Genomic DNA, 13483 nt, shown 5'->3' on the forward strand with positions numbered 1-13483 from the left:
GAAGAAACCAGGGAAAGCGGCGCGGTGAACCGCGTCGGGCGCGCCGCCGTGACGTTGAGCAGCGAACAGACGCAACATCAACCCCCTGTCGGATCACGTCCCCTGGGCTTAGCATCACCATCCGCGGCCCACGTGATCCGTGTCACTTTTTGGAACAGAGAGCACATGGACCACATCGCTTCCGTCCCCGACGTCTCGGACGTCCCTGACGTCTCAGGCGGTTCCGACGTCTCAGGCGTCCCCGCACCCCCACCCACCCCAACCGCCCCCGCACCACGAGGAGACTCCGTGGCCCCCGACGCACCGCCACCTTCGAAGGGCGGCACCGAACCCACGCCCCCGGCCCCCTCCGCGGAGGAGTTCGTCGAGGTGCAGCAGAGCCAGGAGTTCGGCGAACTGCGCTCCGCGCACCGCTCGTTCGCGTTCCCGATCACCATCGCCTTCATCACCTGGTACCTCGTGTACGTGCTCCTGTCGAACTACGCCGGTGACTTCATGGGCACCAAGCTGTTCGGCAACATCAACGTCGCGCTCGCGCTCGGCCTCGCGCAGTTCCTCACCACGTTCCTCATCGCCTGGTGGTACTCCCGCCACGCCGCCGCCAAGCTCGACCCCAGGGCCGAGGCGATCAAGTCCCGGATGGAGAGCGGCGCATGAGCACCCTGACCACGCACGGAACACAGTCCGCAGTCCTCGCCGCGGGCGAGGCGAGCGAGCACCGGCCGCTGATCATCTCCCTGTTCGCGGTGTTCGTCGTCGCCACCCTCGTCATCACCGTCTGGGCGGGCCGCCAGACCAAGAGCGCCGCCGACTTCTACGCCGGCGGACGGCAGTTCACCGGCTTCCAGAACGGCCTCGCCGTCTCCGGCGACTACATGTCCGCCGCGTCCTTCCTCGGCATCGCGGGCGCCATCGCCCTGTTCGGCTACGACGGGTTCCTGTACTCCATCGGCTTCCTGGTCGCCTGGCTCGTGGCGCTGCTCCTGGTCGCCGAGCCGCTGCGCAACTCCGGGCGCTACACGATGGGCGACGTCCTCGCCTACCGCATGCGCCAGCGCCCGGTGCGCACCGCCGCGGGCGCCTCGACGATCGTCGTGTCGATCTTCTACCTGCTCGCGCAGATGGCGGGCGCGGGCGTCCTGGTCTCGCTGCTCCTCGGCATCACCAGCGACGGCGGCAAGGTCGCCATCGTCGCCCTCGTCGGCGTCCTGATGATCGTGTACGTCACCATCGGCGGCATGAAGGGCACCACCTGGGTGCAGATGGTCAAGGCCGTCCTGCTCATCGCGGGCGCGCTGCTGCTGACCTTCCTGGTGCTCCTGAAGTTCGACTTCAACATCTCGGACCTGCTCGGCACGGCCGCCGAGAACAGCGGCAAGGGCGCCCCGTTCCTGGAGCCCGGCCTCAAGTACGGCGCCACGGGCACATCCAAGCTGGACTTCATCTCGCTCGGCATCGCCCTGGTGCTCGGCACCGCGGGCCTGCCGCACATCCTCATCCGCTTCTACACGGTGCCGACGGCCAAGGCCGCCCGGAAGTCCGTGAACTGGGCCATCGGCATCATCGGCGCCTTCTACCTGATGACGATCGCCCTCGGCTTCGGCGCCGCGGCCCTCATCAGCCCCAAGGAGATCACCGACTCCAACCCGGCGGGCAACACGGCGGCACCCCTGCTCGCCCTCCACCTCGGGGGAGTGGACTCCAGCTGGGGCGCCATCCTGCTCGCCACCATCTCGGCGGTCGCCTTCGCCACGATCCTCGCGGTCGTCGCGGGCCTCACCCTCGCCTCGTCCTCGTCGTTCGCGCACGACATCTACGCGAACGTCATCAAGAGGGGACAGGCCAGCGAGAAGGAAGAGGTCAAGGCCGCCCGCTGGGCGACCGTGTTCATCGGCATCGTCTCCATCGCGCTCGGCGCGCTCGCCCGCGACCTGAACGTGGCGGGCCTGGTGGCCCTCGCCTTCGCGGTCGCCGCGTCCGCCAACCTGCCGACGATCCTCTACAGCCTGTTCTGGAAGAGGTTCACCACGCAGGGCGCGCTGTGGTCGATCTACGGCGGCCTGTTCACCGCCGTGTTCCTGGTGCTGTTCTCGCCCGTCGTCTCCGGGAATCCGAAGACGTCGATGTTCAAGGGCGTCGACTTCCACTGGTTCCCGCTGGAGAACCCCGGCATCATCTCCATCCCCGTGGGCTTCCTGCTCGGCTGGCTCGGCACCCTCCTGTCCAAGGAGGAGCCGGACACCAAGAAGTACGCGGAGCTGGAGGTGCGGTCCCTCACGGGCACCGGGGCGCACTGACCGGGGCCCACTGACCGGGGCAGGACACCGCTGACAGCGGTACGAAGAAGCGGCCGCGTCGTAGGGATCTACGACGCGGCCGCGTCCGTCCTGTGGCAACGGCCCCTGTCGATGTCAGTCACGTCACGTAGGCTCATGGTCAAAGGACGTACTACCGATCCGGACCGGGGAGGGGGGCCCACGTGCTCATCGACACCTACGGCCGAGTGGCCACCGATCTGCGGGTTTCGCTGACCGACCGGTGCAACCTGCGGTGCACGTACTGCATGCCCGAAGAGGGCCTGAAGTGGCTGGCCAAGCCCGATCTCCTCACGGACGACGAGATCGTCCGCCTCATCCGCATCGCCGTCACGCACCTCGGCATCGAGGAGGTCCGCTTCACCGGCGGCGAGCCGCTGCTCCGCCCCGGCCTCGTCGGCATCGTCGAGCGCTGCGCCGCACTCGAGCCGCGCCCCCGGATGTCCCTGACGACGAACGGCATCGGCCTGAAGCGCACCGCGAAGGCCCTCAAGGCCGCGGGCCTCGACCGCGTCAACGTCTCCCTGGACACGCTGCGCCCGGACGTCTTCAAGACCCTCACCCGCCGCGACCGGCACCGCGACGTCCTGGAGGGCCTGGAAGCGGCCCGCGAGGCCGGCCTCACCCCGGTGAAGGTCAACGCGGTCCTGATGCCGGGACTGAACGACGACGAGGCCCCCGACCTCCTCGCCTGGGCCGTGGCGAACGACTACGAACTCCGCTTCATCGAGCAGATGCCCCTGGACGCCCAGCACGGCTGGAAGCGCGAGGGCATGATCACGGCCGGTGACATCCTCGCCTCCCTGCGCACCCGCTTCGCGCTCACCGACGAGGACGCCGAGCGGCGCGGCTCCGCACCCGCCGAGCGCTGGATCGTCGACGGCGGCCCGCACCGCGTGGGCGTCATCGCCTCCGTCACCCGCCCGTTCTGCGCCGCCTGCGACCGCACCCGGCTCACGGCCGACGGTCAGGTGCGCACCTGCCTGTTCGCCACCGAGGAGACCGACCTGCGGGCAGCCCTGCGCGCCGAGGACAGCGCGGACGAGGAGATCGCCCGCATCTGGAAGCTCGCGATGTGGGGCAAGAAGGCGGGTTCCGGCCTGGACGACCCGTCGTTCCTGCAGCCCGAGCGCCCCATGTCGGCGATCGGCGGCTGAGTCAGCGCCCGGCGCCGGACGCCCCCTGGACCCGGTCCCACTCGGCGAGCGTCACGACGTCCTTGAGGAAGCCCCGCACCCCCAGGAACTGGGACAGGTGCTCGCGGTGCTCCTCGCAGGCGAGCCAGGTCTTGCGCCGCTCCGGCGTGTGCAGCTTCGGGTTGTTCCACGCGAGCACCCAGACGGCGGCCGCGCGGCAGCCCTTGGCGGAGCAGATGGGGGTTTCGTCGGTCACGTAAGTCATCCCAAACAAGGCGACGCCGAGCAGCCACGGGGGGAGCTGCCCGGCGTCGGTCTGTCGCTCCGACGGGGGATGCGGAGCGCGTACGAAGTATGTCACGGGTCACCGGCCGCCTGGCACCGGAACTACATGATTGATCTGAGGTTTTCTTGAGCTTGGCGTAAGGTCGACGGTCAGCTCTGTTCGCGTGACGGTGCGTGCGGCTCGCCCTGCGCGCGGCGCCCGGCGTCTTCCGGGACGGGTTCCGCCGCCCGGTCGGGGGAGGGTCCGGCGGCCAGCATCGGCCGCGACGGTGCCGGTACGAAGGTTGACGGGAGCGAAGGCGCGTTCTCCCGGCCCGCGTTGGCGATCACCACGGCAACGTACGGCAGGAGCATTCCGAGTACCAGCGCGACGAGAGCGACATGGCGCTCGACGTTCCACAGCACCGCGGCGGCAATGACCGAAACAGTGCGGACGGACATCGAGATCATGTACCTGCGCTGCCGGCCCCGGACGTCGTCCTCGAGACCCTGCCGGGCCCCAGTGATCCGGAAAACCTCGGTACCGCTCCGCTTCCGCATCACATTCCACCGCCTGCCCGTATTGCCAGGCTCTCCCCGGCCTGGACGCTTCACCACGTTACGCCGCGGCTGCGCAGCCGCGTAGACCGGGGGCCGCCACGCCTCCCCGTATCCGGTGCGTCACGCCACGTATGGAGGCGCCCGACATGCGCCGTATGGCGGATGGGCCGACACTGAGCGTAATGCTCAGGTACAGCCGTCTGAGGAGGCAGCTATGGGCTGGTTGTGGGCGATCATCGTGGGCTTCGTCCTTGGTCTGCTCGCCAAGGCGATCCTGCCCGGGAAGCAGCACAGTCCGCTGTGGCTGACGACCGTGTTCGGCATCATCGGCGGCGTGCTCGGCAACTGGATGGCCGCAGGGTTCGGCATCGACGAGACCAAGGGCATCGACTGGGGGCGGCACGCCCTCCAGCTCGGCGCGGCGCTGGTCGTCGTGGCGGTCGGCGACATGCTCTACAAGGCGGTCAAGGGCAACAGACAGACGACGTGAGCCGCACACGTCATGAGGGGCCGGTCCGCCAGGACCGGCCCCTCACGCGTGCGTGCCCGCCGGGGTCAGCCCGTGACCTCCACCGCGGCCAGGTTCTTCTTGCCGCGGCGCAGCACCAGCCAGCGCCCGTGCAGCAGGTCCTCGCGCGCCGGCACGGCGTCCTCGGACGCCACCTTCACGTTGTTCACGTACGCGCCGCCCTCCTTGACCGTGCGGCGTGCGGCGGACTTGCTCGCCACCAGGCCGACCTCGGCGAGGAGGTCCACGACCGGGCCGAGCTCGGCGACCTCGACGCGCGGCAGCTCGGAGAGCGCCGCGGCCAGGGTCGCCGCGTCCAGGTCACCGAGGTCGCCCTGGCCGAAGAGGGCCTTCGACGCGGCGATCACGGCGGCGCACTGGTCGGCGCCGTGCACCAGGGTCGTCAGCTCCTCGGCGAGCGCGCGCTGCGCGGCGCGCGCCTGCGGACGCTCCTCGGTCTGCCGCTCCAGCTCCTCGAGCTCCTCGCGGGACCGGAAGGACAGGATGCGCAGGTACGTCGAGATGTCCCGGTCGTCCACGTTCAGCCAGAACTGGTAGAACGCGTACGGCGTCGTCATCTCCGGGTCGAGCCAGACGGCGCCGCCCTCGGTCTTGCCGAACTTGGTGCCGTCCGCCTTGGTCATCAGCGGCGTGGCGATGGCGTGCACCGTCGCCTCGGGCTCCAGGCGGTGGATCAGGTCGATGCCCGCCGTGAGGTTGCCCCACTGGTCGGAGCCGCCGGTCTGCAGGACGCAGCCGTGGCGCCGGTACAGCTCGAGGAAGTCCATGCCCTGGAGCAGCTGGTAGCTGAACTCCGTGTAGCTGATGCCCTCCTGCGACTCCAGGCGGCGGGCCACCGACTCCTTGGTGAGCATCTTGTTCACGCGGAAGTGCTTGCCGATGTCCCGCAGGAACTCGATCGCGGACATCCCCGCGGTCCAGTCCAGGTTGTTCACCATCACCGCGGCGTTCTCGCCCTCGAAGGACAGGAACGGCTCGATCTGGGTCCGCAGGCGGGTCACCCAGTTCGCGACCGTCTCCGGGTCGTTCAGGGTGCGCTCGGCCGTCGGGCGCGGGTCGCCGATCTGGCCCGTGGCGCCGCCCACGAGCGCCAGCGGGCGGTGGCCCGCCTGCTGGAGGCGGCGCACGGTCAGGACCTGCACCAGATGCCCGACGTGCAGGCTGGCCGCGGTCGGGTCGAAGCCGCAATAGAACGTGACGGGACCGTCCGCGAGCGCCTTGCGCAGTGCTTCTTCGTCGGTGGACTGGGAGAAGAGCCCCCGCCACTTCAGCTCGTCGACGATGTCCGTCACAGGTCTCTTGTCTCCTCGGGAGTGATCAGTACGTGCACCTCAAGGGTGCGGTCTACGAGGTTATACGCCCTGGCTGACCGAACTCATGTTGAAGTCCGGCACCCGGAGCGCGGGCATCGCCGCCCTGGTGAAGTAGTCGCCCCACTCGCGCGGCAGCGTCTTCTCCGTACGGCCCGCCTCGACGGCCCGCGACAGCAGGTCCACGGGCGACTCGTTGAACCGGAAGTTGTTCACCTCGCCGACCACCTCGCCGTTCTCCACCAGGTACACGCCGTCCCTGGTCAGGCCCGTGAGCAGCAGCGTCGCCGGGTCCACCTCGCGGATGTACCACAGGCAGGTGAGCAGCAGGCCGCGCTCGGTGGCGGCGACCATCTCGTCCAGGGAGCGGTCCGAGCCGCCCTCCAGGATCAGGTTGTCCACGGCCGGGGCCACGGGCAGCCCGGTCAGGGCCGCGCTGTGCCGGGTGGTCAGCAGATGGGCGAGCTCACCGTCGCGCAGCCACTGCGTCGGCCCGAGGGGCAGGCCGTTGTCGAAGACGGACGCGGCGTCCCCCGACGCGTGCGCGAGCACGAACGGCGCCGCCTCCAGGCCCGGCTCGTGCGGGTCGCTGCGCAGCGTCAGCGGCAGCTGCGCGAGCCGCTCGCCGACGCGGGTCCCGCCGCCCGGCTTGGAGAACACCGTGCGGCCCTCCGCGGCGTCCCGGGCCGCCGACGACCACAGCTGGTAGATCAGCAGGTCCGCGACGGCGGTCGGCGGCAGCAGCGTCTCGTACCGCCCGGCGGGCAGCTCGATCCGCCGCTCGGCCCACGCCAGACGCCGCGCGAGCTCCTCGTCGAGGGCCGCCGGGTCCACGTCCTTGAAGTCGCGGGTCGCACGCCCTGCCCACGCCGAGCGCGTGCGGTCCGGCGACTTCGCGTTCAGTTCGAGCGTGCCGCTCGGCTGGTCGTGGCGCAGGCGAAGCCCCGTCGACGTACCGAGATAGCTGGTCACGAACTCGTGGTTGGCGAAGCCGTACAGCTCGCGCCCGCCCGCCCGCGCGCGGGCGAAGGCCTCGCCGAGCGCCGGCGCGAAGTCACCGAACACCGCCGACGACGTCTCGACGGGCGCGTCCGTGAAGTCCGGGGACTCCGGGGCGCCGGCGACGAGCGGCTGTGCGTCCTCCGCGGGCCCGGCCGCGCGCGCGGCGGCCTCGGCGGCCCGCACCAGCGGTTCGAGCTCGTCCGCGGTCACCGCGGAGCGGGAGACGACGCCGGACGCGGTGCCCTGCGACCCGTCGACGGTGGCGATGACGGTGAGGGTGCGCCCGCGGGTGACGCCGTTCGTCGTCAGGGCGTTGCCCGCCCAGCGCAGGTTGGCCGTCGACTCCTCGTCGGCGATCACCACGCAGCCGTCGGCGGTGGACAGGTCGAGGGCCCGCTCGACGATCTCGTGCGGCTTGCTCGTACGCGCGGTCATCGCCCGGCCTCCTGCGTGGTGTTCAGAATGTTGACGCCCGTGAAGAGGGCGGACGGGCAGCCGTGCGAGACCGCCGCGACCTGGCCCGGCTGGGCCTTGCCGCAGTTGAAGGCGCCGCCAAGGACATACGTCTGGGGCCCGCCGACCGCGGCCATCGAACCCCAGAAGTCGGTGGTCGTCGCCTGGTACGCGACATCGCGCAGCTGACCCGCGAGCCGCCCGTTCTCGATCTTGTAGAAGCGCTGTCCGGTGAACTGGAAGTTGTACCGCTGCATGTCGATGGACCACGACCGGTCGCCCACGACGTAGATGCCGCGCTCCACGCCGCTGATCAGGTCGTCCGTGGACCGGCCCGCCGGGTCCGGCTGCAGCGAGACGTTCGCCATGCGCTGCACCGGCACGTGGCCGGGGGAGTCGGCGTACGCGCAGCCGTTGGAGCGCTCGAAGCCGGTGAGCTTCGCGATGCGCCGGTCCAGCTGGTAGCCGACGAGCGTGCCGTCCCTGACCAGGTCCCAGGACTGCGCGGCCACGCCCTCGTCGTCGTACCCGATGGTGGCGAGGCCGTGCTCCGCCGTCCGGTCGCCCGTCACGTTCATCAGGGACGAGCCGTACGCGAGCTTGCCGAGCTGGTCGAAGGTCGCGAAGGAGGTGCCCGCGTACGCCGCCTCGTAGCCGAGCGCGCGGTCCAGCTCCGTGGCGTGGCCGATGGACTCGTGGATCGTCAGCCACAGGTTCGACGGGTCGACCACCAGGTCGTACAGGCCGGGGTCGACGCTCGGCGCCCGCATCTTCTCGGCCAATTGCTCAGGAATCCGGGCGAGCTCGGCATCCCAGTCCCAGCCGGTCCCGGTCAGGTACTCCCAGCCGCGGCCGACCGGCGGCGCGATGGTCCGCATGGAGTCGAACTCGCCGCTCGACTCGTCCACGGCGTGCGCGGACAGCTGCGGGTGCAGGCGGACCCGCTGCTGCGTGGTGACCGTGCCCGCCGTGTCCGCGTAGAACTTGTTCTCGTGCACGGTGAGCAGTGAGGCGTCGACGTGCGCGACCCCCTCGGCGGCCAGCAGGCGCGCGCTCCACTCCGCGAGCAGCCCCGTCTTCTCCTCGTCCGGCACCGCGAACGGGTCGATGTCGTACGCGGACACCCACGTCCTGTCCGCGTGCACCGGCTCGTCCGCCAACTCGACGCGCTCGTCGGACCCGGCCGCCTTGATGACCTGCGCCGACAGCTTCGCCATCGCCACGGCCTGGGACGCGACGCGCGCCGCCGCGTCCATCGTCAGATCGACGCCCGAGGCGAAGCCCCAGGTGCCGCCGTGCACCACCCGCACCGCGTACCCGAGGTCCGTGGTGTCGGACGACGCCGCGGGCCGGGCGTCCCGCAGCCGCCAGGCCGCGCTGCGCACCCGCTCCAGACGGAAGTCCGCGTGCTCGGCGCCAAGCGCCCGCGCGCGGGCGAGCGCGGCGTCGGCGAGCGCCCTCAGCGGCAGTGCCGTGAAGGCTTCATCGATGGAATGAGGCACGGAATGTCTCCCTGCTGTCACCTGTGGTGGGCTCCGGCCCGCCGGTCGGCCCGGTCCGCGGCCGTCCCGGGGCACCGGTCAGGTCCGATCATCGCGCGCGGACCGGGCGCTCGGCCACACCCTTTCCGTGCCGCCCTTCCGCGCCGCTCTCGCGCGCGTTTCTGTAGGGACCCGACAGCGAGTCTTCCGCGCCACTGTCGGTCGCCGATTCTCCGGATCACGTGCGGGACCGATAGGTTTTCGAGTGACCACACCGTCAAGGAGAAGGGTGATCCGTTGAGCCGCTCGGTTCTCGTCACCGGAGGAAACCGGGGCATCGGCCTCGCCATCGCCCGCGCGTTCGCCGACGCCGGCGATCAGGTCGCGATCACCTACCGCTCGGGTGAGCCGCCCAAGGATCTCACCGCGGCCGGCGTCCTCGCCGTCAAGTGCGACATCACCGACGCCGAGCAGGTGGAGCAGGCCTACAAGGAGGTCGAGGAGAAGCACGGCCCCGTCGAGGTCCTGGTCGCCAACGCGGGCATCACCAAGGACCAGCTCCTCATGCGCATGACCGAGGAGGAGTTCACCTCCGTCCTCGACACCAACCTCACCGGCACCTTCCGTGTCGTGAAGCGCGCCAACCGCGGCATGCTGCGCGCCAAGAAGGGCCGCGTCGTGCTCATCTCCTCCGTCGTCGGCCTCTACGGCTCCCCGGGGCAGGCGAACTACGCCGCCTCCAAGGCGGGCCTGGTCGGCTTCGCGCGCTCGCTCGCCCGGGAGCTCGGGTCGCGCAACCTCACCTTCAACGTCGTCGCGCCCGGTTTTGTCGACACCGACATGACCCAGGCGCTCACGGACGAGCAGCGCGCGAGCATCGTGTCGCAGGTGCCGCTCGGCCGTTACGCGCAGCCCGAGGAGATCGCCGCCACGGTGCGGTTCCTGGCCTCGGACGACGCCTCGTACATCACTGGAGCCGTCATCCCGGTTGACGGCGGATTGGGCATGGGTCACTGATCACCATGAGCGGAATTCTCGACGGCAAGCGCATCCTGATCACCGGTGTGCTGATGGAGTCCTCCATCGCCTTCCACGCGGCGAAGGTCGCGCAGGAGCAGGGCGCCGAGATCATCCTGACCGCGTTCCCGCGGCCCACGCTCACCGAGCGCATCGCCCGGAAGCTGCCCAAGCCCGCCAAGGTCATCGAGCTCGACGTCACCAACGACGCGCACCTCGCGAACCTCGAGGGGACCGTGCGCGAGGAGCTCGGCGGCCTGGACGGCATCGTCCACTCCATCGGCTTCGCCCCGCAGGACGCCCTCGGCGGCAACTTCCTGAACACGCCCTTCGAGTCCGTGGCCACGGCCATGCACGTCTCGGCGTACTCCCTGAAGTCGCTGACCATGGCCTGCCTGCCGCTGATGCCGGAGGAGGGCGGCGCGGTCGTCGGCCTCACCTTCGACGCCCAGTTCGCCTGGCCGCAGTACGACTGGATGGGCCCGGCCAAGGCCGCCCTGGAGGCCACGAGCCGCTACCTGGCGCGGGACCTGGGCGCGCGGAACATCCGCTGCAACCTCGTCTCCGCGGGCCCGATCGGCTCCATGGCCGCCAAGTCCATCCCGGGCTTCGGCGAGCTCGCCAAGGTCTGGGACAGCCGCTCCCCGCTCCAGTGGGACATGGCCGACCCGGAGCCCGCGGGCCGCGGCATCGTCGCGCTGCTCTCGGACTTCTTCCCGAAGACCACCGGCGAGATCATCCACGTCGACGGCGGCGTGCACATGATGGGCGCCTAGCCGGTACGTTCCCACGGCGCCGACGCCCCGTTCCCGCACCGCGCGGGGGCGGGGCGTCGCCCGTTCGGCCCGCCCGCCGGGCGCGGCCGGGCGCGAGCCGCACACCCTGGAGCGTGCGCTGGTCACCTGGTGCGGCGCTCGCCGCTCTCGCCCTCCTGGTCACGCTGCCGTACGACGCCGTGTCGTACGCCGCCGCGCAGGCCGCGCGCGGGGGATCCGAGCACCGCGGGGGAGCGGCGGCGCGGGCGGCCGCGGCCCGGCCGTTCGGCGCGGAGTGCCGCAGCAGCGTCGTGGGCTCCCAGGCCGTCGCGTACTGCCACAACCCCTACCCCGAGACCGACCGGCTCCGGCTGCACGTCGAGTGCGACCGGTGGTGGGACATCGACAGCGACAGCCGCCCGGTCGACGCCGGGCCCGCCATGACGGTGCGGCTGACGGGGCGCTGCTGGAAGGAGATCCGCTCGGTGTGGATCAGCCACCAGCGCTGAGCCGCTCCGGGCGGCACCGATAGGGGTAGCCGGCCGCCTCCGTCGCCGCCGTCTGGGTGTCCCGCGCGCGGATGGCCTCGACGAGACGGCTGTGGTCCATGGGCCTGTCCAGGGTCAGCTCCTCGCCGACGTCCACGCGCAGCCAGGCGCGCAGGAGCTCGCTCAGATCCGCGTACAGGGCCGTCATCACGTCGTTGTGGGACGCGGCCACGACCGCCATGTGGAACGTCGCGTCCGCCGCCACGAAGGTCCCGGCGTCCCCCGACTCCCAGGCGCTCTCGCGCTGGGCGAGCAGCGCTTCGAGCTGCCGCAGGTCGCGGTCGGTGCGCCGCTCGGCGGCCAGCCGCGCCGCGCTCGACTCGAGCGTGGACCGCAGCTCCGCCACGTGCGCGGGGTCCGCGTCGGCGAACCTGCGGTGCATCACGCCCGCCAGCTCGCTGGTCGCGATCACGTAGGTGCCCGAGCCCTGGCGGATGTCGAGCAGGCCGTTGTGGGCGAGGGCGCGCACGGCCTCGCGGACCGTGTTCCTGGCCACGCCCAGCTGCTCGACCAGCTCCGGCTCGGTGGGGATGCGGGAGCCGACCGGCCACTCGCCCGACGAGATCTGGTTGCGCAGCTCGGCGATGACCTGCTCGGAGAGCGCGGAGCGACGGGGCGAGGTCAGCGGCATGACGTTCCTTCGTACGAGGCCGGGCTGAGGGTGGGACGACCGGGCGGGCGGCGGGGCTGGTGACCGGGCGGACAGCCGGGCAGGTAATCGAGTGGACAACCAATCATCCCATGATTCTATGATGGCTCCATGGTGAGCGAGGAGACAACGACGAAGACGAAGGTGCGGACGAAGGCGCCGATACCCCCGACGGACACCCGTACGGCGGACGGCGCGGGACGCGGGGGAGCCACGGCCGCGGCGGAGGCGAAATCCACCGCCACGCGCGCGTGGGCCATGCGCCTCGTCCCCGTCGGCATCGTCCTCGCGGCCCTCAACCTGCGGCCCGCCATCACCAGCCTCGGCGCCCTCTTCGAAGAGGTGCGGGACGGGCTCGGCATGAGCGGCACCGTCGCCGGGATGCTCACGTCCGTACCGACGCTGTGCTTCGCGGCCTTCGGCGTCATGGCGCCGCGCCTCGCCCGGCGCTTCGGGCCCGCGGCGGTGGTGTGCGCGGGCATGGCCGCCATCGCCGCGGGCCTGGTCCTGCGGCCCTTCCTCGGTTCCACCGCGGGCTTCCTCGCGGCCAGCGCGCTCGCGCTCATGGGCATCGCGGTCAGCAACGTCCTGATGCCGGTGATCGTCAAGCGCTGGTTCCCGGACCGGGTCGGCCCCATGACCGGCCTGTACTCGATGGCGCTCGCCCTCGGCACGTCGCTCGCCGCCGCCCTCACCGTGCCGATGACCGACGCCCTGGGCGGGAGCTGGCGGACCGGCCTCGCGGTATGGGCGGTCCTTCCCGCCGTGGCGTTCCTGCCGTGGCTCGTGCTGTCCCGCGGCGACCGGAGCGCGGTGCGGGACGCGGCACGGGGCACCGGCCGGGCCGCGGCCGACGAGGGGCAGGACGACGCGGGCTTCCGCATCACCCGCAGCCGCACCGCGTGGGCGCTCGCCGTCTTCTTCGGACTCCAGGCGTCCTCCGCGTACGTCACGATGGGGTGGATGGCGCAGATGTTCCGCGACGCGGGCGTCTCGGCCGGCATGGCGGGCCTGCTCGTCGCCGTCACGATGGCCATGGGCGTGCCGCTGGCCTTCGTCATCCCCCGGGTCGCCACGCGCCTCACCCACCAGGGCCCGGCCGTGATCGCCCTCGGCGCCTGCGGCCTGGCCGGCTACGCGGGCATGTACGTCGCTCCGGCGGGCGGCGCCTGGGCGTGGGCGATCCTCCTCGGGATCTCCAACTGCGCCTTCCCGCTGGCCCTGACGATGGTCGGGATGCGCGCACGGACCAACGCGGGCGTGGCCAAGCTGTCCGCCTTCGCGCAGAGCACCGGCTATCTGATCTCGATCCCCGGGCCGCTCCTGGTGGGCGTGCTCTACCAGCACAGCGGGGGCTGGGGCCTGCCGATCGCGCTCATGGCGGCCCTGATGGTGCCGCAGATCGTCATCGGCACCCTGGCGGGCCGCGACCGCACGGTCGAGGACGAGGTCGCGGCGAAGGC

At 71.3% G+C, this 13483-nt stretch carries 14 protein-coding genes; 8 read left to right on the forward strand and 6 right to left on the reverse strand.

Annotation, left to right across the window (positions count from 1 at the left end; translation table 11 throughout):
• The first annotated feature begins 288 nt into the window (after positions 1-288).
• The 3 genes from ACFWZ5_RS18885 (at position 289) to moaA (ending at position 3472) form a co-directional block, all read left to right on the forward strand.
• The gene (locus ACFWZ5_RS18885) at positions 289-657 is read left to right on the forward strand and encodes a DUF485 domain-containing protein (protein ID WP_384796043.1); all 369 of its coding nucleotides are present in this window, start codon (positions 289-291) and stop codon (positions 655-657) included.
• Positions 654-2297, forward strand: a complete 1644-nt coding sequence (locus tag ACFWZ5_RS18890) for a cation acetate symporter (RefSeq protein WP_384796041.1) — start codon at positions 654-656, stop codon at positions 2295-2297. Before ACFWZ5_RS18885 ends, ACFWZ5_RS18890 begins: the two co-directional genes overlap by 4 nt.
• A 182-nt stretch (positions 2298-2479) precedes the next feature.
• Positions 2480-3472, forward strand: coding sequence for a GTP 3',8-cyclase MoaA (gene moaA / locus ACFWZ5_RS18895; RefSeq protein ID WP_384796039.1), 993 nt, complete (start codon positions 2480-2482; stop codon positions 3470-3472).
• 1 nt (position 3473) lies between these two features.
• Here the strand turns inward: moaA and ACFWZ5_RS18900 are convergent, their stop codons facing one another.
• Entirely contained in the window at positions 3474-3707 is a 234-nt protein-coding gene (locus ACFWZ5_RS18900; protein ID WP_384796037.1) for a hypothetical protein, read from the reverse strand.
• 179 nt (positions 3708-3886) lie between these two features.
• Positions 3887-4276, reverse strand: a complete 390-nt coding sequence (locus tag ACFWZ5_RS18905; RefSeq protein ID WP_384796035.1) for a DUF3099 domain-containing protein — start codon at positions 4274-4276, stop codon at positions 3887-3889.
• Between the two features lie 214 nt (positions 4277-4490).
• Here ACFWZ5_RS18905 and ACFWZ5_RS18910 point away from each other — a divergent pair, with 214 nt between their 5' ends.
• On the forward strand, positions 4491-4766 hold the full coding sequence (locus tag ACFWZ5_RS18910; RefSeq protein WP_030684223.1) for a GlsB/YeaQ/YmgE family stress response membrane protein: 276 nt from the start codon (positions 4491-4493) through the stop codon (positions 4764-4766).
• A gap of 65 nt (positions 4767-4831) precedes the next feature.
• Here the strand turns inward: ACFWZ5_RS18910 and tyrS are convergent, their stop codons facing one another.
• Genes tyrS through ACFWZ5_RS18925 form a run of 3 tightly spaced genes read right to left on the reverse strand, consistent with a single transcriptional unit; the run spans position 4832 to position 9072 of the window.
• A complete protein-coding gene (gene tyrS / locus ACFWZ5_RS18915; RefSeq protein ID WP_384796032.1) occupies positions 4832-6097 on the reverse strand; it encodes a tyrosine--tRNA ligase in 1266 nt (421 codons plus the stop codon).
• Positions 6098-6157: 60 nt separating this feature from the next.
• A complete protein-coding gene (locus ACFWZ5_RS18920) occupies positions 6158-7552 on the reverse strand; it encodes a metallopeptidase TldD-related protein (protein ID WP_384796029.1) in 1395 nt (464 codons plus the stop codon).
• Positions 7549-9072 (reverse strand): TldD/PmbA family protein, encoded by a 1524-nt coding sequence (locus tag ACFWZ5_RS18925; protein ID WP_384796027.1) that lies wholly within the window; start codon positions 9070-9072, stop codon positions 7549-7551. The genes ACFWZ5_RS18920 and ACFWZ5_RS18925 overlap by 4 nt, the downstream gene beginning before the upstream one ends.
• A 276-nt stretch (positions 9073-9348) precedes the next feature.
• On the opposite strand from ACFWZ5_RS18925, the gene fabG reads away from it, so the two are divergent.
• The 3 genes from fabG (at position 9349) to ACFWZ5_RS18940 (ending at position 11332) form a co-directional block, all read left to right on the forward strand.
• On the forward strand, positions 9349-10068 hold the full coding sequence (gene fabG, locus ACFWZ5_RS18930) for a 3-oxoacyl-[acyl-carrier-protein] reductase (RefSeq protein ID WP_384796025.1): 720 nt from the start codon (positions 9349-9351) through the stop codon (positions 10066-10068).
• A gap of 5 nt (positions 10069-10073) precedes the next feature.
• The gene (fabI, locus tag ACFWZ5_RS18935) at positions 10074-10844 is read left to right on the forward strand and encodes an enoyl-ACP reductase FabI (protein ID WP_384796023.1); all 771 of its coding nucleotides are present in this window, start codon (positions 10074-10076) and stop codon (positions 10842-10844) included.
• Between the two features lie 113 nt (positions 10845-10957).
• Positions 10958-11332 (forward strand): hypothetical protein, encoded by a 375-nt coding sequence (locus ACFWZ5_RS18940; protein ID WP_384796021.1) that lies wholly within the window; start codon positions 10958-10960, stop codon positions 11330-11332.
• On the opposite strand, the gene ACFWZ5_RS18945 is transcribed toward ACFWZ5_RS18940, so the two are convergent.
• Positions 11316-12002 (reverse strand): FadR/GntR family transcriptional regulator, encoded by a 687-nt coding sequence (locus ACFWZ5_RS18945; protein WP_384796019.1) that lies wholly within the window; start codon positions 12000-12002, stop codon positions 11316-11318. The two genes, ACFWZ5_RS18940 and ACFWZ5_RS18945, sit on opposite strands and share 17 nt — an antisense overlap.
• Before the next feature lie 129 nt (positions 12003-12131).
• Here ACFWZ5_RS18945 and ACFWZ5_RS18950 point away from each other — a divergent pair.
• A partial coding sequence (locus ACFWZ5_RS18950) for a CynX/NimT family MFS transporter (protein WP_384890879.1) occupies positions 12132-13483 on the forward strand: 1352 nt, incomplete at its 3' end.

It is taken from the genome of Streptomyces sp. NPDC059003 (assembly GCF_042740445.1).
Taxonomy (GTDB): Bacteria; Actinomycetota; Actinomycetes; order Streptomycetales; family Streptomycetaceae; genus Streptomyces.

Bases quoted from the DNA above. Each gene is read 5' to 3' on its own strand.
- fabI (WP_384796023.1), top strand. From the start codon at position 10,074: ATGAGCGGAATTCTCGACGGCAAGCGCATCCTGATCACCGGTGTGCTG.
- ACFWZ5_RS18890 (WP_384796041.1), top strand. From the start codon at position 654: ATGAGCACCCTGACCACGCACGGAACACAGTCCGCAGTCCTCGCCGCG.
- ACFWZ5_RS18945 (WP_384796019.1), bottom strand. From the start codon at position 12,002: ATGCCGCTGACCTCGCCCCGTCGCTCCGCGCTCTCCGAGCAGGTCATC.
- ACFWZ5_RS18905 (WP_384796035.1), bottom strand. From the start codon at position 4,276: ATGCGGAAGCGGAGCGGTACCGAGGTTTTCCGGATCACTGGGGCCCGG.
- ACFWZ5_RS18910 (WP_030684223.1), top strand. From the start codon at position 4,491: ATGGGCTGGTTGTGGGCGATCATCGTGGGCTTCGTCCTTGGTCTGCTC.
- ACFWZ5_RS18920 (WP_384796029.1), bottom strand. From the start codon at position 7,552: ATGACCGCGCGTACGAGCAAGCCGCACGAGATCGTCGAGCGGGCCCTC.